Origin of the sequence: Consotaella aegiceratis (assembly GCF_036541425.1) — a bacterium.
In the GTDB taxonomy this organism is placed as follows: Bacteria; Pseudomonadota; Alphaproteobacteria; order Rhizobiales; family Rhizobiaceae; genus Consotaella; species Consotaella aegiceratis.
The window spans coordinates 61,463-82,449 of record NZ_JAZHFT010000020.1 but is presented as its reverse complement, the minus strand read 5'-3'; the positions used below and the strand labels follow the sequence as shown (position 1 = coordinate 82,449).

The following is a 20,987-nucleotide window of genomic DNA, read 5'->3' as shown; positions in this document are numbered from 1 at the left end:
TTGAAAAACCTAGGATTTTTGTCGCCGATGGCGGAGGAGGGACCGATGTGCTGGGCAAATGGATGGCCGTGAGCGCGGAAATCTGCGATAGCATCCCGTTAACTGTTTTTGTCCTCAGTCACTTTTCGGCAAGAATTGTCATCTTGATGCCGCAGTTTTATCCAACTTAAAGATCATTAACCATCGCTCTGTAGGGTTAGGGCTGGGGGACAGCAAGCCGAACCCGAAACCGAGGGGACTGCGACGTATGCTCGAATCGACCGATTTCGTCGGCCGCGCGACGCGGCGGCTCGCTTGCGTTGTCATGGCTGCCGCTTTCGTGACGTCGATGGGATCCGCGGCCGCCCGGGCTGAAACGCGGACGCTGAAATTTTATCATCTGCACACGCACGAGAAGGCCGAGATCGCCTACAAGAAGGACGGGCGATATCTCCCGGATGGCCTGAAAAAGATCAACTGGATCCTGCGGGACTGGCGCCGCAAGGAGCCCGTGAAGATGGACCCGCATCTTTTGGATCTGGTCTGGGAGGCCTATCAGGTCTCCGGGTCCAAGGCCTACATTAACGTCATCTGCGGCTACCGCGCTCCAGCCACCAACGAGATGCTGCGCTCTCGCTCCTCCGGGGTGGCCAAGAAGAGCCAGCATACGCTCGGCAAGGCGCTGGACTTCTATCTGCCCGACGTTCCTCTGAAGAAATTGCGCGACATCGGCCTGAAGCTGGAGGTCGGCGGCGTCGGCTACTATCCGAAGTCGGGCTCTCCCTTCGTCCATATGGACACCGGCGGCGTGCGCCATTGGCCCGGCATCAGCCGGAAGGAACTCGCCGCCGTCTTCCCGAACGGCAAGACCCTCCATGTGCCCTCGGACGGCAAGCCGATGCCGGGTTATCAGCAGGCCTTGGCCGCTTACAAGCAACGCGGCGGCGCGAGCGCCATCCAGGTCGCCAGCCGCGAAAGCGGCGGCGGCAAGTCGCTGCTGGCGGCTCTCTTCGGCGGCGGTCGGGACGAGGAAGAGGATGATGCCGAGGTCGCGGCGGCGCCTGTCACCGCGACCGCCGCCGTTGTCGCGAAGAAGCCCGCAGCGGTCCAGGTGGCCGCGGTGGTGCCCACCGACAAGCCCGCAGCCTTGCAGTCGACGGGTGTCGCGCTGGCCATGGCCGATACCTTCGATCGCGGCCAGCCGCTGGTCACGCCGGCCGAAGAGACCCGGATGGCCTCGCTCGATCCCCGCCTGGTGCCGGTGCCGAGCCGCGCGCCGCAGCGTCTGTTGGATACCCTGGAAGAGCAGGAGCCGATGGCCGATCAGGGACCGGACGACGTCGCCACGCTCGTGGCATCCTTGGAGCAGGAAAGCGAGGCAGCGGATTCCGCCGCCGTCGCCCCCCTGGCCTTCGTTCCGATGCCGAGCCATCGCCCCGGATTCGATGCGGTTCTGGAAGCCGAAGCCGAACCTGGGTCGGCGACCACGCTCGAACAATTGATCACGGCCTCCGTCGCCGACGTCGCCAAGCCCGCAGAAGCGGACACCGGTTCCGTTGTGGCGGTCGGCGCGCCAGCGCGCAGCGGACCGACGGTGATGGCGGCGCTTGCCGCCGCTCCGAAGGCCAAGACGGCAACGGATCAGCTCGTCGTTCCGGCCTCGGCGCCCTTGCCCGAAGCCCGCGTGACCGAACAGCTCCGGCAGCCTGCCGCGGTGCCGGAAGGCAAGACCGGCCGGTTGCCGCGTGCCATCGCGCGGACCGAACCCGAGCCCCGGACGCAGGAGCCGAGCCAGGTTCTGGGAGCGCAGGTCCAGCTTGCTTCACTCGTCACGGCGCCCGATCAGCGGGCCACCCAGGCGATGGGACGCAAGCCGAAGGCCGATGGCCTTCTCCGCAGGCTTCCCTCTACGGTGCTTACGGTCGGCTTCTCGTCCGCCGCCGACACCGGCGCATCGGATCGGTTCTCGGGATCGGCGGTTCATTTCCTCCCTGTGGTCAAGTTCAACTGAGGATTGCGATGATATAAATCGTTGCAGGGTCGTCTGACTGGTGGCCGAGGCAGCGAAGGAGAGTGGCGGAGATCTTCGCCGCTCCTTGGCCGGTCCATCGACGGCGTTCGCTTTTCGTTGATGGACTGTCAACCAGAGGCATCCGGACGAAATCGGAGACCCCGGCTGGACGAGCGTGAAAGGGCTGTATTATAGACCTGTCGCCTGATCCTGCCGGACTTCGACAGCCGCAACCGTCGCGCGTTGCAGCTAAGTCATTCCCTCAAAAGTAATTACTCGTTAATATAATTTATTGCGACAGATATGCTCGTCCGGCGAGTTTCGGAACGGCAATGAATCGATCGTTTCGGCAGCGTCCAAATCGTGAGACAACATGCCGCACTATTCGCCAGCCTAACTAATTGAAACACGCTTCAGTTGAAATTTAGTGGTGGAGCCTTACAGCTTCCTTCGAAATTTCCATCTGAAAGTTAAAAGCTTCTAAGTTCGAACAGCTTGCGCCTCTGCAGCTGTCGGCTGAGCCCTGCAAGGCCTGGATTTCAAGGTCGAGAAGTGCATTGAGCCTACCAACACATGGTATTTAGCCGATATTCGATTTACGGCGTTGGTGCATAAAGCTTGGACTTGTAAAGAAAGAGCTTGACATTAAGTATCGATCTATCAATACCGAGCTACAGCAGGAATGGCGGCGCCTCTGGCTCGTCGATTCTGCCAGTAAGGATTAAATCTAGGCGGTACGGCGGTCGACGTTCGGATGCATTAAATTGTTTATCCTGGGACGTCCGCCGGTTAATTCCGCGTTTAAGGTGGAACGATGGATCAGGTCGAAAGCGCTGATAACAATGAAATGCTGATGGAACTGACGGCGGAGGTGGTTGCTGCCTATGTCAGCAACAATTCGCTGCCAGTGTCCGATCTGCCGGGGCTGATCGCCGATGTTTACGGCGCTCTCGGCCGCACCACTGCCGCGCCCCAGCCGCCGCAGATCGAAAAGCCGAAGCCGGCCGTGCCGGTGCGCAAGTCGGTGCACGATGACTACATCATCTGTCTCGAGGACGGAAAGAAGTTCAAGTCGCTGAAGCGCCACCTGATGACGCATTATAATCTGTCGCCTGAAGAATACCGCGAAAAGTGGGAGCTGCCGGCCGACTACCCGATGGTCGCGCCGAACTATGCGGCGGCCCGCTCGCGGCTGGCCAAGCAGATGGGCCTGGGCCACAAGCGCCGTCGCGGCCGCTGAGACCAGCTGCATCATTTTACGGAGAGTGGCCGGGGCCATTCTCAAAAAGATTTGCCCGGGGCGAAGCGCCCCGGGCTTTTTTGTCGGCCTTGCGATGGCGAGACCACGCTCAGCTGAACCAGCCTGAGTTGGATTCGATCAGACGCTTGAGCTTTCCCAGCGCCGTGTCGTGATCCTCCTGGTAGCTGATCGTGCCGAAGAAGTGCGTGTCGGCGTCCATCAGATAGACGGTCGCCGTGTGGTCCATGGTGTAGCCGTACTCGGTGGGGACTTTCTGATAATAGACCCGGTAGCCGTCCGCCATTTGGCGCAGCTGCTCCGGCGTCCCGACGAAGCCGCGGATGCGCTCGTCGAAAATCCCGAGATAGTCGTGCAGGAGCTCGACCGTATCCTGCTCGGGATCGACCGAAACCATGACGTAATTCAGCTTGTCGGCGTCGTCGCCGAGTTCGCTCATCAGCAGAGCGAGCTCGTTGAGCGTCGTCGGGCAGACCTCCGGGCAACTGGTGAAGCCGAAATAGATGACGCTCGGCTTGCCCTTGAGGTCGGCCTCGGTCACGGTCTGCCCGAGGTCGCTGGTCATGGTGAAGGGGCCGCCGATGCTCTCGTCGGCCTCCGTCCAGGCACTCATCACCATTATGACGGCGCCGACGAGGACCGGGACGGCGGCCCCCGCGAGAATGATGCCGGTGCGCGTTCGCATCACATGGCTCCGGCGTCACCCATGTCGTGGTCATGGCCGCCCATTTCGCCGCTCGGGGCCTTGGCGCCAAGGGCTTCGACGGCCAGTTCGACATCCACCGAGCCGGCCTTTTCGAAGGTCAGCGTCAGCGGCACCCGCTCACCGTCCTTGAGTGGCTCGCTCAGGCCGATCATCATCATGTGATAGCTGCCCGGTGCCAGCTTGGCCTCGCCGCCGGCGGGGATCTCCAGGCCGTTCTCCAGCTCGTGCATCTTCATGATGCCGTCGACCACCTCCATCGTGTGGATCTCGACCCGCTCGGCGATCGGGCTCGATCCCCCGACCAGGCGATCGGCGCTGTCGCCGTGGTTCTGGATCGTCAGATAGGCGCCTCCGACCTTGGCGGCGGGTGGCGTCGCGCGAGCCCACGGGTGCTCGATGTGCAATTCGCCGGCCGTATAGCTGTGGGCCAGAGCGTCGCCGAAACTGGCGAGCATCATGGCGGCGGCGGGCACGAGCGTTTTGATGAGGTTCATTGTCTTCTCCATAGGCGTGCAGAGGACGCCGCTCGGGCCGAGATGGCCAGCGGCGATCGTGGTCTGGGCGTCAGATGAAGGAGAGGGGCGGTCCGCGGGGAACCGGAACCAGGCCGGCCAGACGCGGCCGCTGGACCGGACGCTCGTCCGATCCAGGCCGTGGCTGTGCGAGCGCGACCGTCCAGGCGTCGCCGATGTCGTTGAGCGGAGGGATCGCCGCGAACAGCGTCGCGTGCGCGGCGCAGGTCATGCCGCAGATGCAGTCGAGGCAGCAGCCTGCCGGCAGGTCTTGGCGCGGCGAAGCGGAATTCGCCGCGTCAGCCAGGTCGGGATCGGCGTGGCAGATCACGATCCCGTCGCCGGCCACGCCGACGGCCTGCTGACAGCAAAGGATGGCCGTGGTGAACCCCTGAAGCAGCAGCACCTGCGAGAGCAGCACGACGGCGGCAAGCGCCGCCGACCGGTCCCGAAAAAGCTGCCTGAAAATATCCATAAATCCTATTAGCCGGGATTTTCAGGCGTTGTCACCAGCAAAGAGTTCGGCGCTGCGGCCGCTTCACACCATTCCCAGCGCCTGCATGTAGAGGTCGAGGATCGCCTCCTGCTCCTGGCGCTCGTTCTGGTCCTGCTTGCGCAAGGACACGATCCTGCGCATCGCCTTGGAATCGTAGCCACGAGCCTTGGCCTCGCCGTAGACGTCCTTGATGTCGTCGGCGATGGTTTTCTTTTCTTCCTCGAGACGTTCGATTCGCTCGATGAACTGCCTCAGTTCGTCGGCGGCAACGGTACCGTCGGGGCCGGCTTCACTCATCACTGCTCCTCGTCAAAATTGAGAACGGCGCCTTCGCCCTTGCGGTCGCGGGCAGTCCGGCGCCAGATGCTCTTCATTCCTGAAGAGCGAATCGGAAAAATCCGAGCGCTCCTAGCAGAAACCGGCGTGGCAAAGAAAGTGTTACCAAAATGCCGGAACCGGCTTTTGCCGCCGGCCGCCGACCCCGTCAAGGCGATCTCCATGCCCGTGCTCGGATGGTCACATCGTTGACAGGCTCGCTCGCTACGTTCAATTAGCAGCGATTCGGCTGACATTCGTATTTGAGGTTTCTATGCTCGTCCGATCATTGCGGCGGCGCGGAACAGCAGTCGGTGCCGTGGTCTTTGCGTTCTTCGTCTTCGCGCTGTCCTTCGGTGCGACCGCCGCCCGCGCCGATTTCCGAGTTTGCAATGGCACCCAGACGCTCGTCGGGGTCGCCATCGGCTATCGTGCCGAAGCCGGCTGGACGACGGAAGGTTGGTGGCGCATTCCCGCCACCACCTGCAAGTCGATCATCGAGGGACCGCTGTCCTCGCGCTTCTACTATCTCTACGCGGAAGACGCGGAGGGACGAGGGCGCTGGGCCGGCGACATCGATATGTGCATCGCCGAAAACGAATTCAAAATCGTCGGCGTCGAAGACTGTTTTGCCCGCGGTTTCCAGGAAATCGGATTCCGTGAGTACGACACCGGCGAACAAGGCAGCTGGATGGTTCAGCTGACCGAAGCCCCGCGTGAAGGAACCGGAACTCCATGAGAAGAACCCGCCGCGTCAAGATCCTCGCCACCCTGGGTCCCGCGTCGTCCGATGAAACGATGATCCGCAAGCTGCACGAGGCGGGCGCGGACGTCTTTCGGATCAATATGAGCCATGCCAGCCACGACCTGATGCGCGAGCTGGTGCGACGGATCCGCAATGTCGAAAAGGAGGTGGGGCGCCCCATCGGCATTCTCGCCGACTTGCAGGGGCCGAAGCTGCGCGTCGGCACCTTCACCGATACCGCCGTCGAAGTCTCCGTCGGACAGGAGTTCACCCTCGACGACAATCCGGCACCGGGTGATACGACCCGCGTGCATCTGCCCCATCCGGAGATCCTGGAGGCCGTGCAGCCCGGCCATCGCCTGCTGATCGACGACGGACGGCTGCAGCTTCAGGCGCTGGAATCGGATGGTCATCACATCCGCTGCCGCGTCGTGGCGGGCAACAAGATCTCCAACCGCAAGGGCGTCAGCCTGCCGGACACGATCCTGCGGTCGGGCCCGCTGACCGACAAGGACCGTGCCGACCTCGATGCCCTGCTCCTCACGGAGGAGATCGACTGGCTGGCGCTGTCCTTCGTGCAGCGTCCGGAGGACCTGATCGACGTGCGAAAGATCGTCGAAGGGCGGATCCCGATCCTGTCGAAGATCGAGAAACCGCAGGCGGTCCGCCATCTCGACGAGATCATCTCGCTGTCCGACGCCATCATGGTGGCGCGCGGCGATCTCGGCGTGGAAATGCCGCTGGAGGAGGTGCCGGGCATCCAGAAGCGCATCACCCGCGCCGCGCGTCGCGCCGGTAAGCCCGTGGTCGTCGCCACGCAGATGCTGGAATCGATGATCAGTGCCCCGGTGCCGACGCGCGCCGAGGTCTCCGACGTCTCCACCGCCGTCTACGAAGGCGCCGACGCGGTCATGCTCTCGGCTGAATCAGCGGCGGGCGAATATCCCGTCGAGGCCGTCTCGATGATGGATGCGATCGCCAAGAAGATCGAGCGCGATCCGCTCTATCCGGGCATCGTCTTCGCTCAGCGCCCATCGCCCTTGGCGACGGAGGCTGACGCGATCTCGCTGGCGGCACGCGAAATCTCCGAAACGCTGATGCCGACGGCCATCGTCACCTACACCGCCACCGGCACAACGGGCCTCAGGATGGCGCGCGAACGCCCGCAGCTGCCCATCATCGGCATTTCTCCGGTACTGGCCACGGCGCGGCGCCTGTCGCTGGTGTGGGGCATCCATTGCGTCGTCACCGAGGATGCCCGCGACCTCGACGACATGGTGTCGCGCGCCTGCCGCATCGCCACGGAAGAAGGCTTTGCCCAGGCCGGCGACCGGATCATCATCACGGCCGGTGTGCCGCTGCGCAAGCCGGGTGCCACCAACATGCTGCGGATCGCGCATATCGGGGCCGACGGCCCGACCATCTGACCGGTCGACGACATGGCGGGCAGCGCGCCGCTGCCCGCGTCAGCACAGTGCGGCGGCCACCAGATCGGCTTCCGCCACCTCCTCGAGAACCGCGTCGCGCGCTTCGCCCGCGACGCTTTCGCGGCCGATCTCCAGAATGATCGGCACGGCGAGTGGCGAGACCTGCGCCAAGTCCTTGTGGACGATGTGGTGCTTGATGCGCGCCAGGAGATCCGAGACGCGCCGGACGTCGAGCAGACCGGCCGCAGCATCGGCCCACGTGGCCTGCAAAAGGATGTGGTCTGGCTCGTGGGTGCGCAGCACGTCATAGATCAGGTCGGCGGAGACGGTGACCTGACGGCCGGTCTTCTCCTGCCCCGGATGGTGCTTCTCGATCAGCCCCGAAATCACCGCGCATTGCCGGAAGGTGCGCTTCAACAGCCAGGAATCGGCCATCCAGGCCTCCAGGTCGTCGCCCAGCATGTCCTCGTCGAACAGGGCGTCGAGTGACAGGTCGCCGGCGCGGATCATGGCGCCGAGGTCGCCCAGCCCCCAGATCGACAGCGCGTAGTCCGTGGCCACGAAGCCCAGCGGCCGGGCGCGGGCGCGCTCCAGGCGCCGCGCCAGGAGCATTCCCAGCGTCTGGTGCGCGATCCGTCCCTCGAACGGATAGGCGACCATGAAGAAGCGGTTGCCGTTCGGAAACGTCTCGATCAGCAGTTCGTCGGCCTTGGGAATGATCGACTTCCGCTCCTGGATCGCCAGCCATTCGCCGACTTGGTCCGGCAGGCTTTTCCAGCGGCTCGGATCGGCCAGCATGGCGCGCACTTCGGCCGCCAGGAAGGTCGTCAGCGGGAACTTGCCGCCAGCATAGGCCGGCACCTTCGGCTCCTCGTCATAGGCCTCTGTGACCAGACACTGGTTCTCGAAGATCGTCTCGTAGCGCAAGGTCTGGCCGGCGAAGAAGAATGTGTCTCCCGGCGAAAGCGATTCCACGAAGCCCTCTTCCACCTTGCCGAGTGCCGGGCCGCCGCGCGCGATGCCGCTTTTGGTCTTCCGGCGAATCAGCCGGACCTCCAGCATCGGCGATTCGATGATGGTTCCGGCATTCATCCGGTATTGCTGGGCCACTCGCGGATGGGTAATTCGCCAGGTTTCGTCGGCCGTCAGCCTGATTTTTGCGTATCGCTCATATACCTTCAGCGCATAGCCACCCGTCGCCACGAACTCCACGATGCGATCGAATGTCGCACGATCGAGGTCGCGATAGGGTAGGGCTGTGATCACTTCGCCATAGAGATCGGCGGTGCGGAAGGGGGCGGCGCACGCCATGCCGAGCACATGCTGGGCCAGAACGTCGAGCGAGCCGGCGGGGATCGAGGGCGAATCCTGGGCGCCGAGATAGTTGGCGTCGAGGGCCGCCTGGCATTCCATCACCTCGAAGCGGTTGGCCGGCACCAGGATGGCGCGCGACGGCTCGTCCATGCGGTGGTTGGAACGGCCGATGCGCTGGGCCAGCCGCGAGGCGCCCTTGGGCGCGCCGACATGGACGACGAGATCGACGTCGCCCCAGTCGATGCCGAGATCGAGAGTGGAGGTGGCGACCACGGCGCGCAGCTCGTTTCTCGCCATCGCCGCCTCGACGCGCCGCCGCTGACCGACGTCGAGCGAGCCGTGATGGAGCGCGATGGGCAGCGTATCCTCGTTGATCCGCCACAGCGACTGGAACAGGTTTTCCGCCTGGTTGCGCGTGTTGACGAAGAGCAGCGTCGTCTTGTGCGCCTTGATCGCCTCGTAGACCTCGGCCATCGCGTAGGTCGAGGCATGGCCGCGCCAGGGCACGCGCTCCTTCGACTGCAGAATGGTGATGATCGGCTTGGCGCCGCCGGCGACCGTGATGATGTCGGCGCGAGGGCTGGCGCCGGGTGTCTGTGCCACCAGCCACTCGCGCAGCTCGTCGGGCTGAGCGACGGTCGCCGACAGGCCGATGGTTTTCAGCTCCGGCTTGAGCTTGCGCAGCCGCGCCAGCCCGAGAGCGAGGAGGTGCCCGCGCTTCGACGTCACCAGCGAATGCAGCTCGTCGAAGATCACCGTGCGGAGATCCGAGAAGAAACCGTCCGCGTCCTTGGAGGCGATCAGCAGCGCCAACTGCTCCGGCGTCGTCAACAGGATGTCCGGGGGCTTCAGCTTCTGGCGCTGGCGCTTGATCTGGCTGGTGTCGCCGGTGCGCGTTTCGATGGTGACCGGCAGCCCCATCTCGTCGATCGGAGTGGCAAGGTTGCGCTCGATGTCGACGGCGAGCGCCTTCAGGGGCGAGATGTAGAGCGTGTGCACACCCGTCGGCCGCGTGCCGGGCTTCGGCCGACCGCGTCGAGAAAGGTCGACCAGCGAAGGCAGAAAGCCGGCCAGCGTCTTGCCGGCGCCGGTCGGCGCGATCAGGAGCACCGAGGCTCCGGCCTCCGAGCGACGCAACAGCTCGAGCTGATGCGGCCGCGGCGCCCAGCCCTTGACGGCGAACCAGCCGGCAAAGGGCTCGGGCAGAAAGGCATCGATGCCGGGCAGGAGAGGGGCTGTGCTCACGGACCAAAATTAGGGGAACGAAGCGGGTACGCCAAGGTGACCAAATTCAGCCGTCCTGCACCCGGGATGATTGTCCGATACAGATAACAGACGTAACCTCCGATAGCCCGTTTATGCTGAACCGAGTCAGTAAATGTATTTTTACCTCGTCTACCGTGGCCCGTTGTCTTCGACACAAGGCAAACGAGGGAAGCGAAAAGCCGAGCGGATCGCAATCAGAAAACAGATTACTCCGCAGTTGATACGCCTCTGGGAAACCAGCCGTACGCTAACAAAGATGCAGTGGGATGCACGTGTTCCTGACAAAGGAACCCATGTTCTTGGGGTGGGCCATAGTCCTCTCCATGAATACCATGAAGATCCGCCAAAATATCCTATACAACAAGGTTTTGAAGACCTAACTGCACCGATCGATCGTAAAGGAGTAAAATTTAGACCTCTCGTCCGTTCATCGATGGACCTTACGTGCTCGTTGGAAATCCTATTTCTTCGCCAGGAAGACCCAGGATCCCTGCTCAAGGAGGCTGGGGACCTCGATAATCGCATCAAGACCTTCATAGATGCGCTTGAGATGCCGCAGGAAGAACTAGAAGGCGATGAGGGAAATGACGTGAATTATGTCCTTCTGGAAAACGACACATTGGTCCGGGGAATAACTATTGATTCGGAACGGCTTCTAATGCCCGATCAGGATTTCCCAAATCAGGTCCATCTCGTCGTTAAGGTAAAAATACACGTAGAACGAGTCGGGTCCTGGAATATTTGTCTGCTTTAAAAAGAAATTCGGCGCCTTGAGGCACATCACTTCGCATTATACCGGTCCTTGCGGTGGTTGATCGCCAGGAACAGGTTGTAGGTGACGGCGCCGAGGATCGAATAGGCGATGGCGACGGGATCGCGCACCGTGAAGGCAAGCGCCAGGATGCACAGGTCCATGCCGAGCTGGACGTAGCCGGCGCGCCAGCCGAACTTTTCCTGGCAGTAGAAGGCGAGGATGCCGACGCCGCCCAGGCTCGACTGGTGGCGGAACAGCGCCAGCAGCCCGAAGCCGAGCAGCAGGCCGCCGAGGATCGCACCGGCCGGCCGGTTGATCGTCGCGAAGGTCAGAAGCTCGCCGTGGATCGCGGTGAAGAACGACATCAGCCCGATGGCAATGAAGGTCTTCGCGGTGAAGCCCATGCCCATCCGGCCGATCGCCAGCAGGTAGAACGGCAGGTTGACGACGAAGAAGACGACGCCGAGGTTCCAGCCCGTGGCATAGTGGATGATGAAGGCGAGGCCCGCCGTGCCGCCGGTGAGCAGTCCCAAATGCTGCAGGATGACGATGCCGAGGCTGGCGAGCACCGCGCCCGTGAGGATGCCCTGAGCGTCCTCCAGCGGCGTGTGATGCGTCGGCGTCGCCGTCCAGTCGCCCAAGGGGCCGAGTTGCACCCTCATGGCCGGTCGGCCGTGGCGGTGATGGTTTTGGCGAGCGCCCGGCGCCGGTCGGGGCCAATGTCGGTGAAACGCGTCATCGCATCGATCTGCCTGCAAATTCATCGGGGCTAGAATAGCGGCACGCGCCGTCCGAGGCAGCCCCTTTTGCGAAAGGCTGCTGCGTGTGGATCGGGAGGGCGCGGCTTTGTCGCAGGGTCACTGCGCGACGTAGCGATCGGTGCGGTGATTGATCGCCAGGAGCAGGTTCAGAACCAGCGCGCCGAGCACCGACAACGCGATCTGCGGCGGCTCGGCCACCGTAAACGACAGCGCCAGAATGCAGAGATCGACGGCGAGCTGGACCAGGCCGGCGCGCCAGCCGAACCGGTCCTGGCAGAACACCGCGAGGATGCCGACGCCGCCGAGGCTGGAGCGGTGGCGAAAGAGCAGCAGCAGGCCGAGGCCGATGGTCAGGCCGCCCAGGATCGCGCCGGTGAAGGGTTCGATCTCGCCGAGCGTGAACAGGCTGGGCTGCACGGCGGTGACCAGCGACAGAAGGCCGACCGCGGCGAAGGTCTTGAGCGTGAAGCCGAGGCCCATGCGGCCGATGGCGAGCGCATAGAAGGGCAGGTTGACGACGAAGAAGACGACGCCGAAGTTCCAGCCGGTCCAGTAGTGGACGATCAGCGACAGGCCGGCGGTGCCGCCGGTGAGCAGTCCCAGGTGCTGGAGAATGGCGACGCCCAGAGCGGCCAGCACGACGCCGGTGAAGATGCCTTGCGCGTCTTCGAGCGGCGAGTGGGCGGTGGTGGTCGAAGCCCAACGGCCGAGCGTCTGGAGCGGCTGCTTCAAGGCCGCACCTCATCGGTTCGCCAGTCGGCTCGCCGATCCCACAACTCGCACCCGGCTTGGCTCATGCTCTCGTCTCCGCTTCCGGCGCCATCACCTGTCGCCACAATACCGGGATCACGGCGTCGCGAAAGGCCGCCGGGCTCATTGGACGAGCGATGGCGCGAGGTCGTCGCTGACAGGAGAGGCAGCCTCGATGATCGCCTCGAACGGCGCAATGCCGAGCGACGGCACCGCAAGGATCATGAGCCACCCGCCGACGGGCTCGCCGCGATCCTGACGCAGCACGAGAGCCTCGCTTTGCCGCAACTCGAAGCCGTGCGTTTCCGCCAGCCGGACGAGATAGGCGCTGGAATGGGCATAGCGCAGCGAAGGCTGGAGGATGAAGTCCTCCGTTCCGTCGTGCCGCTCGGTGGTGAAAGCGAACAGCGCGCCCGGTTGCGCGATCCGGCGGAGGTGGGCAAAGACCGCAGACAGGTCGCCGAGATAGGACAAGACGTCGGCGGCCGTTACCAGATCGTAGGCCGCCGCCTCGCCGAACATCGCGATGTCGGCGTGATGCAATTCGTCGTAGATCCCCTTGCGCGCCGCCTTGGCGATCATGCCCTCCGACAGGTCGACGCCGACGAGCCGGCTGGCCCGGCCGCGCAGGCGCTCGCCCATCAGACCGGTGCCGCAGCCGAGATCGAGAACGCGGGCGAAGGCCGCGTCGGCTCCGGCCGTGGCGGCCAGGGCCTCGGCCATGGCCTGCGGCGCGCGATAGTCGAGGCGCGTCACCAGCGCGGTCTCGAACCGGTCGGCATACTGGTCGAAAAGACCTTCGACATAGGCCGGCGATGGGGCCTCGGGAACCGGCATGGTGCCGAGCAGAGCGAGCTTCAGGCCGGCGCCGAAACTGTCGGCCGGATCGAGCCGAAGCGCTTCCCGATAGGCCTCCGCCGCCTGTTCGACGGAACCGGCCGTCTCGCGGAGGCCGCCCAAACGGAACCATCCGGCCGCCCAGTCCGGAGCGGCGTCCAGCGCCTGGGCCATGACGTCGGCGGCCGCGCCGGCGTCGCCGGCCTCCGCCAGCATCGTCGCATAGTCGGCGCGCCGATCGGCAATCGGATCGCCTGAAAGGTAGGTTTTCATGAAACGACGTCGTCCACCGCTGATGGAAGCGGCGGGGATATGCGTCGAAAGCCCGGCGAACGCAAGGCCAAGAATGCAACGGCCTCCAGCCCGGAGCCGGTGAGGCCGCGTCCTCCTCAGATGCCGGCGGGAGGCTCGGGCGGCAGGCCGACCCAGGCGCGCGCGGCCGCCTCCTCGTCGAGCGGGAAGGTGCGGATCTCGACCTTCGGAAGCACCAGGTCCTCGACCTTGGCGATGTTCCTGAGCCAGGCGTTGTCCGTCACCACGGCTGCGCGGTGGAAGCGCCACAATTCCCGGAAGCGCGGCAGGCTGTAGCGCAGGTCCTTCAAGAACCCCTCGGCCGTCATGCCGGTGACGTCGCGCATGATCGCCAGGGCGGAGACCTTACCGCCGGCCGCCTTGGCGAGCACCTCCTCATAGGCGGCGATCGCCCGGTCGACGTCGTCGCCATCGAGCTTGCCGGTGGCTTCGACCACGAGAATGGGGCCGTCGCTCTGCAGAACGGTCAGCATCGGCATCCTCCTTCCTGTCGATCTCTTCAACATAGGAAGCGGGCCGCGTCGCCGACAGATGAGCGGCGGCGGAAGTTGCCGTTCGGCCCAGGCCGCTTTCCCTCAAATTCGGCCGGACCTATGTTTGTGCCGATGATGCGCCCGCAGGATCTCCTCTGTCCCGGCCCCAAGGGCCTCTATTGCCCGCTGGGCGATTTCTATGTCGATCCGGTGGTGCCGGTGGAGCGCTCGCTGGTCACCCATGGCCATGCCGATCACGCCCGGCCGGGCAGCACCAAGGTGCTGGCGACGGCCGAAACGCTGGCGATCATGGCCCTGCGCTATGGCGAGGACTTCTGCACGGAGCGTCAGATCGCCCGGCTCGGCGAGCGGCTGGATGTCGGCGGCGTCACGGTCTCCTTCCATCCGGCCGGCCACGTGCTCGGCTCGGCCCAGATCGCGGTGGAGAAGGACGGGCTGAAGATGGTCGTCTCCGGCGACTACAAGCGCCGGCCGGATCCCACCTGCGCCGGCTTCGCGCCGGTTGCCTGCGACGTCTTCATCACCGAGGCGACCTTCGCGCTGCCCGTCTTCCGGCACCCGCAGGCCGAGGACGAGATCGGACGGCTGCTCGCGTCGGTGCGGCAGTTTCCCGAGCGCACCCACCTGGTGGGCGCCTATGCGCTCGGCAAGGCGCAACGCGTGATCGCCATGCTGCGCGGCCAAGGCTACGACGCGCCGATCTATATCCATGGCGCGCTGAAGAAGCTTTGCGACTTCTACCAGGACGAAGGCATCGCTCTCGGAGACTTGCGGCCGGCGACCGTCGAGGCCGGACGCAAGAGCGACTTCGCCGGCGCCATCGTCGTCGGGCCGCCGTCGGCGTTTGCCGACCGCTGGGCGCGCCGCTTCGCCGATCCGGTGGCCTGCTTCGCCTCGGGCTGGATGCAGGTCCGCCAGCGCGCCCGCCAGCGCGGCGTCGAATTGCCGCTGATCATCTCCGACCATTCGGACTGGGACGAACTGATCGAGACCATCGCCGAGATCGAGCCAGGCGAGGTCTGGGTGACCCACGGTCGCGAGGAGGCGCTGGTGCGCTGGTGCGAACTGGCCGGCATTCCGGCCCGGCCGCTCCATCTCGTGGGCTACGAGGACGAAGGCGACTGATCGTCCGAAGCGAGCGCCGGTTCGTCGACCCGATATCGCACGACGGGGATGCATCCGATAACGCTGCGTCAACGTGCCTCGCCGGGCTGCCCGTTATTTGATCCAGCGCATTAGGCCTGCCGATTAAATCGATTATTTCCAACCGACTTCGCGGCCTGCCGGGATTGTCCACGGCCGCCGAAATCATGCGCCGCCCCACCAACCATGGAAGGCGAGGGCTGTTGCATTGGTCTGTTGAGAGCAATCAAGGTCGAATTCGATGATCTGGATCGAACTGCTGATTACGCTGCTTGCGCTTTACATCGGTGCGCGCATCGGCGGCTTGGGAATGGGCATCACCGGCGGCCTCGGCGTGGTGGTGCTGTGCTTCGGCTTCGGGCTGGTGCCCGGCGAAGCGCCGATCGATGTCATGCTGATCATTCTGGCCGCGGTGACGGCCGCCTCGGCGCTGGAGGCGGCGCGCGGCATGGACTGGCTGGTGCAGCTGTCGGAGCGTCTGCTCCGGCGCTTCCCGAAGGCCGTCACCTTCCTCGGGCCGCTGGTCACCTACACCATGACGATGTGCGTCGGCACCGGCCACACCATGTACGTCGTGCAGCCGATCATCGCCGACGTGGCGCGCAAGACCGGTGTCCGGCCGGAGCGGCCGCTGGCGGTCTCCTCGGTCGCCTCGCAACTCGGCATCACGGCCAGCCCGCTGTCGGCGGCCGTCGTCTGGATGGTGACGGAATTCGAGACGCGCGGATTGCCCTATACGCTGGGCGACGTTTTGATGATCACCATTCCGGCGACCATCATCGGCTGGCTGACGGCGGCCACCGTGCAGAACTTCGTCGGCAAGGATCTCGACAAGGATCCGGCCTATCAGCGCCGGCTGGCCGATCCGCAGTTCGCCGCCGAGATCGCCGCATCCGATGCCACGTCGCTCGGCGTGGTCCTGCCCACCTCGGCGAAGGTCTCGGTCTTCATTTTCCTCCTCGGCCTCGCGTCGATCGTTATCCTCGGCATGTTCCCCGAGTTGCGGCCGATCGCCGACCTCGAAAGCGGCAAGCCGGTGAGCATGGGGGCTGTGATCCAGATGGCGCTCCTGTCCACGGCGGCGATCATCCTGCTGGCGACGCGCATTCCCGCCAAGGCGATGGTCGCCGGGCCGGTGTTTAGGGCCGGCATGTCGGCGGTCGTGGCGATCTTCGGTATCGCCTGGCTGGCCGACACCTTCGTCACCAACAATCTCGACGTGATCAAGCCGGCGATCGAAAGCTACGTCATCGACAATCAGTGGATGTTCGCCTTCGCCTTCTTCCTGGTGTCGATCATCGTCAACAGCCAGGCGGCCACCGCCAAGATGCTCGGGCCGCTCGCCTTCCAGCTCGGCGTGGCGCCGGCGACCCTGATCGGCATCTTCCCGTCGGTCTACGCCTACTACTTCATCCCGAACTACCCGAGCGATCTGGCGACGGTGAACTTCGACCGCACCGGCACCACCCGGATCGGCCGCTACCTGCTCAATCACAGCTTCATGCTGCCAGGCCTGATCTGCACCTGGGTCTCCGTGGCGGTCGGGCTGGTTCTGGCCAATCTGCTCTTGTAGCGTAAGGCTGGCACGATAAAGACGAGAACGGGGCGGCTCAGCGGGCCGCCCCGTTCTTTTTTCATATCGGGGCGTCGGTCCAGAACGCCCTCAGCACGCCGGCGAGTTGACGCTCGGTGACGGTTCCGTCGGCAAGGCCGTTCCACAAGGGCGTGGCGATCGGTTCAGGAATCTCCACGACGTAACCGTTGATCTCAAGAAAGGTGATCGACGCGACCAGCGACGTGCGCTTGTTACCGTCCACGAAGGGATGGTTTTTAGCGATGCCGAAAGCGAGCGACGCAGCGCAATCGAAGAGGTCGGCTTGGAGATCGAAGGCGTAGAGGTTGTTGGGGCGAGCCAGCGCCGACAACAGTCCGCCTCGATCTCAGATGCCCTGTTGGCCTCCATGCAGCTCAATTTGCTGATCATGGAACTCGATGATCAACTCCTCGGTGAGCCACAGGGGTTCGTCCAAGGCTACTTCGCCAGCTCGCGCAAGGCGTCCTCATTCCTTTCCATGACGGCACGCGCCACCTTCAATATCTCCTCGCGAGACAGAGGTCGCGCCATCGGGCCGGGTCTTCTGAACGGATTCGACGGCATCGCGGCGGCCGCGTTTGCTGCTTGAGGCGCAAGCTGGTCCTGCGCTGGCCCGATGTCTCCGGATCTGGCTTCACGCGCCACAATGACGGTGCGCGGCAAAACAAGACCAGCCACGCCGCGCATATCTCTCTGCCGAGCAGACTTGTCGATCTTCCTTGTTTTGGCCATAGCATCGCCCCTGGTTGCCACAGTGCTTGATGCGCTGTTGCGGTCCCGACCTACATATCGATCATGCGGCGCTGCCTAACAAGCCCCAGAACTCGCGATCGGTTCACTCGCGTTTGTCTCTGCCTGTAGGCGATCAATTCTGCCACCGTTCATAGAACGGCATGTCAGTTGGATGGTCCGCGGCGCGATTGGCAGCACACCAAAGAAAAGCCCCGCGCGAACTCGTTCGCGCGGGACAATCGATACTCCGTCGCCCGCCTGGCGGGCGAAGCCCGGCCCTTGGTTCAGGCCTTCAGCACTTCCACGCCGGGCAAGGCTTTGCCTTCCATCCATTCCAGGAAGGCGCCGCCGGCCGTCGAGACGTAGGTGAAGTCGCCGGCGACCCCGGCTTGGTTGAGCGCAGAGACGGTGTCGCCGCCGCCGGCCACCGTCACCAGGGCACCCGCCTTGGTGCGCTCGGCGGCGTGCTTGGCGGCCGACATGGTGGCCTTGTCGAAGGGCTCGATCTCGAAAGCGCCGAGCGGACCGTTCCAGACCAGCGTCTTGGCCTTGTCGATCCACTCGTTGACCTTGGCGACGGTCTGCGGGCCGACGTCGAGGATCATGCCGTCCGCCGGCACGGCGCCAACCGGCACCGTCTCGTTCTCGGCGCCCGCCTTGAATTCCTTGGCGACGACGGCGTCGACCGGCAGCACCAGGCTGCAGCCGGCGGCCTCGGCGCTGGCGATGATCGACTTGGCGGTCTCCGCCAGATCGTGCTCGCATAGCGACTTGCCGACATCGATGCCCTGGGCCGCCAGGAAGGTGTTGGCCATGCCGCCGCCGATGACCAGCGCGTCGACCTTCTTCACCAGGTTCGACAGGAGATCGATCTTGGTCGAGACCTTGGCGCCGCCCACGACCGCGACCACCGGCCGCTCCGGCGAGCCGAGGCCTTTTTCGAGCGCTTCGAGCTCGGTCTGCATGGTGCGCCCGGCATAGGAGGGCAGGTGGCGCGCCAAGCCTTCGGTCGAGGCATGCGCCCGATGGGCAGCCGAGAAGGCGTCGTTGACATAGATGTCGCCCAAGGCCGCGAGCTGCGAGACGAAGCCCTCTTCGTTCTTCTCCTCTTCCTTGTGGAAGCGTGTGTTTTCCAGAAGCAGGACGTCGCCGTCCTTCATGTTCTGCACGATGCCGTCGGCGACCGGACCGACGCACTCCTCGGCAAAGCCGACGGGGCGCCCCAGCCGGCCGGAGACGGCCTCGGCGATCGGCTTCAGCGACATCTCGGGATTGGGCTGGCCCTTGGGCCGGCCGAAATGGGCGAGCAGGATGACCCGGCCGCCCTTGTCGGCGATCTCGCGGATCGTCGGCAGGACGCGATCGATGCGCGTGGTGTCGGTGACCTTGCCGTCCTTCATCGGTACGTTGAGATCGACGCGCACCAGCACGCGCTTGCCTGCGACATCGGCGTCATCGAGCGTCTTGAACTTCGTTGCCATCTGGTCCCTCTGGCTCCTCGTTGGATTGGCGCGCACCATAGTCCGCGAGACGGGCGTGCGCAAAGGCTCAGGCGTCCCGTCCGGCGGCGGTGCGGCGTTGTGTTACAAGTCCTGGCTCCTGGCGTCCCGCTTGGTCTTGGCCTTGTCCGAAGACAGCAGCAGATTCGGGGTGTCCTTCTCCGACCGGAGCTGCTTTCGCCTCTTCCGTTCCGCCAGCCAGGACCTTAGCCAGGCGCTGACGTCCCGCCAGTTTTGAAACAGCGGCAGGCGCGCCTTCTGTTCCGGTGCGAGCGACAGCCCGATTTCGCTGATCGCGCCGGTCTCGTCGGTGTCGCGCACGATCAGTTCCACGGTATCGACGGCGATGCGGTCGCCGTATTCGGCATGGCCGCCAAGACGCTGGGTGATGAAATCGGCCAGGCTGACATCCTCGGTACCGGCCGGCAGCGTCACCCCGTAGGCTTCGCCCAGCAGCCGGACGGGACGATCCGGCTCGATGGCGAACTCGCCGAAGAACTCGACGTCGTCGGGCGTGACCGCGACCGGGCTGGCGAAAAGGCGGTCGAGCAGCCGGGGATAGCGCGACGAGATGAAGAGGTAGACATAGTCGTTGGCCTGGAGCCGCCCGGCCTGCTGCAGCCGCATCGACTTGCCGTCGCGCACCACCAGAGAGGGGCGTGCCCAGCGCGGGATGCGCTGCCCGCGCGCCACCGGGCTGTCCGACACGACGCGGTAGGACAGAAGCTCGTGGTGCGCGGTACCGGGAAGCTCCAGCTCGACCTTCTCGACCGGACCGATCCTGGGCGGCACCACCAGGCCGAGCCGCCGCGCCATCATGCCGATCGTCCAGCCCTGGACCAGAAGCGAGACCAGGACGATGATGAAGGCGGTGTTGAAGAAGATCCGGTTGGAATCGATTCCGCCGATGATCGGCAGGATCGCCAGCAGGATCGACACCGCACCGCGCAAGCCCACCCAGGATACGAAGGCGGTCTCGCGCCGCTGGAAGTTGAACGGCAGCAGGCAAAGCCAGACCGCCAGCGGGCGCGCGACGAAGATCAGGAACAGCGCCAACAGAGTGGCCGGGATGACGATCTGGGCGAACTGCGAGGGGGTCGCCAGCAGCCCGAGAACGAGGAACATGACGATCTGGGCCAGCCAGCTCATGCCGTCCTGGAAACGCTTCAGCGTCGCCGCCGAGCGGATCCGGCTGTTGCCGGTGGTGAGCCCTGCGACGTAGACGGCGAGGAACCCGCTGCCGCCGACGGCCCCGGTCGCCGAGAAGACGAGCAGCGACAGAGCGAGCGTGAAGATCGGCGTCAGCCCGCGCTCCAGATTGAGCCGGTTGACCAGGATGAGGATCATCCAGCCACCGGCGAGACCGGCGACGAAGCCGATGCCGATCTGCTGGAGAAACATGATCAGGAAGCGGCGATCCACGGACTCCAGACCTTGGCCCGCCGACAGAAGTTCGACCAGCGCGATCGCCAGGAAGATGGCCATCGGGTCGTTCGATCCCGACTCGATCTCCAGCGTGGCGCGCACGCGCTCGCGGATGTTGATGCCGCCGATCCGAAGCAGGAAGAACACCGCCGCGGCGTCCGTGGAGCCGACGATCGCGCCAAGAAGAATGCCTTCGAGCCAGGACAGGTCGAGCAGATAGACCGCCGCCGCACCGAAAATCGCCGTGGTCAGGGCGACGCCCAGCGTTGCGAGCACCAGGGCCGGGGCAGCGGCATTGCGGAACGATTGCAGCGATGTACCGAAGCCGCTGTCGAACAGGATGACGGCGAGCGCGATCGAGCCGATGAAATAGGCGAGCGGCGCATTATCGAAATCGAGGCCCAGCCCGTCGACGCCGGCGAGCAGGCCGATCGACAGGAAGAGCAGGAGCAGGGGAGCGCCGAAGCGAAAGGCGAGAAGGCTGGAAAAGGCGGCCAGCAGGATGAGGCCGGTGCCGATCAGGATCACGACATAAAGAGAGTCCAGCATTCACCGATTTTCGCGTTCGGGGAGAAGGAGCGCCGCCGTGGGAAGCGGTGTCCTAACAATATGCCAGAGCCGGGCGCCGACCAGAGCCAAAACGGGATGGTCGGGCTG

General features: G+C 64.5%; 21 protein-coding genes. 8 read left to right on the top strand and 13 right to left on the bottom strand.

The features are described from left to right. The first annotated feature begins 247 nt into the window (after nucleotides 1-247). Both SMD10_RS14565 and SMD10_RS14560 read left to right on the top strand, forming a co-directional pair. Nucleotides 248-1,990, top strand: coding sequence for a peptidoglycan L,D-endopeptidase MepK (locus SMD10_RS14565; RefSeq protein WP_331686432.1), 1,743 nt, complete (start codon nucleotides 248-250; stop codon nucleotides 1,988-1,990). 814 nt (nucleotides 1,991-2,804) lie between these two features. Next, nucleotides 2,805-3,230, top strand: a complete 426-nt coding sequence (locus SMD10_RS14560; protein ID WP_331686431.1) for a Ros/MucR family transcriptional regulator — start codon at nucleotides 2,805-2,807, stop codon at nucleotides 3,228-3,230. Between the two features lie 109 nt (nucleotides 3,231-3,339). Here the strand turns inward: SMD10_RS14560 and SMD10_RS14555 are convergent, their stop codons facing one another. The 5 genes from SMD10_RS14555 to SMD10_RS14535 all read right to left on the bottom strand — a co-directional run bounded on the left by SMD10_RS14555 (nucleotide 3,340) and on the right by SMD10_RS14535 (nucleotide 5,462). After that, the gene (locus tag SMD10_RS14555) at nucleotides 3,340-3,933 is read right to left on the bottom strand and encodes an SCO family protein (RefSeq protein WP_331686430.1); all 594 of its coding nucleotides are present in this window, start codon (nucleotides 3,931-3,933) and stop codon (nucleotides 3,340-3,342) included. Continuing rightward, a complete protein-coding gene (locus tag SMD10_RS14550) occupies nucleotides 3,933-4,448 on the bottom strand; it encodes a copper chaperone PCu(A)C (RefSeq protein ID WP_331686429.1) in 516 nt (171 codons plus the stop codon). The genes SMD10_RS14555 and SMD10_RS14550 overlap by 1 nt, the downstream gene beginning before the upstream one ends. Before the next feature lie 70 nt (nucleotides 4,449-4,518). Continuing rightward, nucleotides 4,519-4,941, bottom strand: a complete 423-nt coding sequence (locus SMD10_RS14545) for a hypothetical protein (RefSeq protein ID WP_331686428.1) — start codon at nucleotides 4,939-4,941, stop codon at nucleotides 4,519-4,521. A 63-nt stretch (nucleotides 4,942-5,004) separates the two neighbouring features. Next, nucleotides 5,005-5,259: a DUF2312 domain-containing protein gene (locus SMD10_RS14540; RefSeq protein WP_331686427.1), complete on the bottom strand. Its 255-nt coding sequence runs from the start codon at nucleotides 5,257-5,259 to the stop codon at nucleotides 5,005-5,007. Then, nucleotides 5,259-5,462 (bottom strand): hypothetical protein, encoded by a 204-nt coding sequence (locus SMD10_RS14535; protein WP_331686426.1) that lies wholly within the window; start codon nucleotides 5,460-5,462, stop codon nucleotides 5,259-5,261. The genes SMD10_RS14540 and SMD10_RS14535 overlap by 1 nt, the downstream gene beginning before the upstream one ends. 89 nt (nucleotides 5,463-5,551) lie before the next feature. Between SMD10_RS14535 and SMD10_RS14530 the strand changes: the two genes are divergently transcribed. Together SMD10_RS14530 and pyk are read left to right on the top strand one after the other, a co-directional pair. Next, a complete protein-coding gene (locus SMD10_RS14530; protein WP_331686425.1) occupies nucleotides 5,552-6,016 on the top strand; it encodes a DUF1036 domain-containing protein in 465 nt (154 codons plus the stop codon). Then, complete coding sequence (pyk, locus tag SMD10_RS14525) at nucleotides 6,013-7,449, top strand: pyruvate kinase (protein WP_331686424.1); 1,437 nt, start codon at nucleotides 6,013-6,015, stop codon at nucleotides 7,447-7,449. Before SMD10_RS14530 ends, pyk begins: the two co-directional genes overlap by 4 nt. 39 nt (nucleotides 7,450-7,488) lie before the next feature. Here the strand turns inward: pyk and SMD10_RS14520 are convergent, their stop codons facing one another. After that, entirely contained in the window at nucleotides 7,489-10,008 is a 2,520-nt protein-coding gene (locus tag SMD10_RS14520; RefSeq protein ID WP_331686423.1) for a ligase-associated DNA damage response DEXH box helicase, read from the bottom strand. Nucleotides 10,009-10,141: 133 nt separating this feature from the next. On the opposite strand from SMD10_RS14520, the gene SMD10_RS14515 reads away from it, so the two are divergent. Continuing rightward, nucleotides 10,142-10,783 (top strand): hypothetical protein, encoded by a 642-nt coding sequence (locus tag SMD10_RS14515; RefSeq protein ID WP_331686422.1) that lies wholly within the window; start codon nucleotides 10,142-10,144, stop codon nucleotides 10,781-10,783. 26 nt (nucleotides 10,784-10,809) lie between these two features. Here SMD10_RS14515 and SMD10_RS14510 read toward each other — a convergent pair whose 3' ends face one another. From SMD10_RS14510 to SMD10_RS14495, 4 genes are all read right to left on the bottom strand, one after another. Next, nucleotides 10,810-11,445: a YitT family protein gene (locus tag SMD10_RS14510; protein WP_331686421.1), complete on the bottom strand. Its 636-nt coding sequence runs from the start codon at nucleotides 11,443-11,445 to the stop codon at nucleotides 10,810-10,812. A 195-nt stretch (nucleotides 11,446-11,640) separates the two neighbouring features. After that, nucleotides 11,641-12,276, bottom strand: a complete 636-nt coding sequence (locus SMD10_RS14505) for a YitT family protein (RefSeq protein ID WP_331686420.1) — start codon at nucleotides 12,274-12,276, stop codon at nucleotides 11,641-11,643. Between the two features lie 141 nt (nucleotides 12,277-12,417). Further along, nucleotides 12,418-13,404, bottom strand: a complete 987-nt coding sequence (locus tag SMD10_RS14500) for a class I SAM-dependent DNA methyltransferase (RefSeq protein ID WP_331686419.1) — start codon at nucleotides 13,402-13,404, stop codon at nucleotides 12,418-12,420. A 116-nt stretch (nucleotides 13,405-13,520) separates the two neighbouring features. Then, entirely contained in the window at nucleotides 13,521-13,916 is a 396-nt protein-coding gene (locus tag SMD10_RS14495) for a SpoIIAA family protein (protein WP_331686418.1), read from the bottom strand. Nucleotides 13,917-14,051: 135 nt separating this feature from the next. On the opposite strand from SMD10_RS14495, the gene SMD10_RS14490 reads away from it, so the two are divergent. Beyond that, nucleotides 14,052-15,062 (top strand): ligase-associated DNA damage response exonuclease, encoded by a 1,011-nt coding sequence (locus SMD10_RS14490; RefSeq protein ID WP_331686440.1) that lies wholly within the window; start codon nucleotides 14,052-14,054, stop codon nucleotides 15,060-15,062. A 259-nt stretch (nucleotides 15,063-15,321) separates the two neighbouring features. Then, entirely contained in the window at nucleotides 15,322-16,653 is a 1,332-nt protein-coding gene (locus SMD10_RS14485; protein ID WP_331686417.1) for an anaerobic C4-dicarboxylate transporter, read from the top strand. A gap of 61 nt (nucleotides 16,654-16,714) precedes the next feature. Here SMD10_RS14485 and SMD10_RS14480 read toward each other — a convergent pair whose 3' ends face one another. Beyond that, nucleotides 16,715-17,005 carry a type II toxin-antitoxin system death-on-curing family toxin gene (locus SMD10_RS14480; RefSeq protein WP_331686416.1) on the bottom strand — a complete coding sequence of 97 codons (291 nt, stop codon included), beginning with the start codon at nucleotides 17,003-17,005 and terminating at the stop codon, nucleotides 16,715-16,717. A gap of 27 nt (nucleotides 17,006-17,032) precedes the next feature. On the opposite strand from SMD10_RS14480, the gene SMD10_RS14475 reads away from it, so the two are divergent. Continuing rightward, entirely contained in the window at nucleotides 17,033-17,263 is a 231-nt protein-coding gene (locus tag SMD10_RS14475; RefSeq protein ID WP_331686415.1) for a hypothetical protein, read from the top strand. Nucleotides 17,264-17,690: 427 nt separating this feature from the next. Here SMD10_RS14475 and SMD10_RS14470 read toward each other — a convergent pair whose 3' ends face one another. Both SMD10_RS14470 and SMD10_RS14465 read right to left on the bottom strand, forming a co-directional pair. Further along, nucleotides 17,691-18,887: a phosphoglycerate kinase gene (locus SMD10_RS14470; protein WP_331686414.1), complete on the bottom strand. Its 1,197-nt coding sequence runs from the start codon at nucleotides 18,885-18,887 to the stop codon at nucleotides 17,691-17,693. Between the two features lie 102 nt (nucleotides 18,888-18,989). Then, the gene (locus SMD10_RS14465; protein ID WP_331686413.1) at nucleotides 18,990-20,879 is read right to left on the bottom strand and encodes a potassium/proton antiporter; all 1,890 of its coding nucleotides are present in this window, start codon (nucleotides 20,877-20,879) and stop codon (nucleotides 18,990-18,992) included. Nucleotides 20,880-20,987 lie beyond the last annotated feature (108 nt).

Coding starts and splice junctions, on each gene's coding strand:
- SMD10_RS14510 (WP_331686421.1), bottom strand. CDS start 11,445: ATGAGGGTGCAACTCGGCCCCTTGGGCGACTGGACGGCGACGCCGACG.
- SMD10_RS14555 (WP_331686430.1), bottom strand. CDS start 3,933: ATGCGAACGCGCACCGGCATCATTCTCGCGGGGGCCGCCGTCCCGGTC.
- SMD10_RS14550 (WP_331686429.1), bottom strand. CDS start 4,448: ATGAACCTCATCAAAACGCTCGTGCCCGCCGCCGCCATGATGCTCGCC.
- SMD10_RS14560 (WP_331686431.1), top strand. CDS start 2,805: ATGGATCAGGTCGAAAGCGCTGATAACAATGAAATGCTGATGGAACTG.
- SMD10_RS14485 (WP_331686417.1), top strand. CDS start 15,322: ATGATCTGGATCGAACTGCTGATTACGCTGCTTGCGCTTTACATCGGT.
- SMD10_RS14530 (WP_331686425.1), top strand. CDS start 5,552: ATGCTCGTCCGATCATTGCGGCGGCGCGGAACAGCAGTCGGTGCCGTG.
- SMD10_RS14465 (WP_331686413.1), bottom strand. CDS start 20,879: ATGCTGGACTCTCTTTATGTCGTGATCCTGATCGGCACCGGCCTCATC.
- pyk (WP_331686424.1), top strand. CDS start 6,013: ATGAGAAGAACCCGCCGCGTCAAGATCCTCGCCACCCTGGGTCCCGCG.
- SMD10_RS14515 (WP_331686422.1), top strand. CDS start 10,142: ATGTATTTTTACCTCGTCTACCGTGGCCCGTTGTCTTCGACACAAGGC.
- SMD10_RS14500 (WP_331686419.1), bottom strand. CDS start 13,404: ATGAAAACCTACCTTTCAGGCGATCCGATTGCCGATCGGCGCGCCGAC.
- SMD10_RS14545 (WP_331686428.1), bottom strand. CDS start 4,941: ATGGATATTTTCAGGCAGCTTTTTCGGGACCGGTCGGCGGCGCTTGCC.
- SMD10_RS14490 (WP_331686440.1), top strand. CDS start 14,052: ATGCGCCCGCAGGATCTCCTCTGTCCCGGCCCCAAGGGCCTCTATTGC.
- SMD10_RS14540 (WP_331686427.1), bottom strand. CDS start 5,259: ATGAGTGAAGCCGGCCCCGACGGTACCGTTGCCGCCGACGAACTGAGG.
- SMD10_RS14470 (WP_331686414.1), bottom strand. CDS start 18,887: ATGGCAACGAAGTTCAAGACGCTCGATGACGCCGATGTCGCAGGCAAG.
- SMD10_RS14495 (WP_331686418.1), bottom strand. CDS start 13,916: ATGCTGACCGTTCTGCAGAGCGACGGCCCCATTCTCGTGGTCGAAGCC.
- SMD10_RS14535 (WP_331686426.1), bottom strand. CDS start 5,462: ATGGAGATCGCCTTGACGGGGTCGGCGGCCGGCGGCAAAAGCCGGTTC.
- SMD10_RS14565 (WP_331686432.1), top strand. CDS start 248: ATGCTCGAATCGACCGATTTCGTCGGCCGCGCGACGCGGCGGCTCGCT.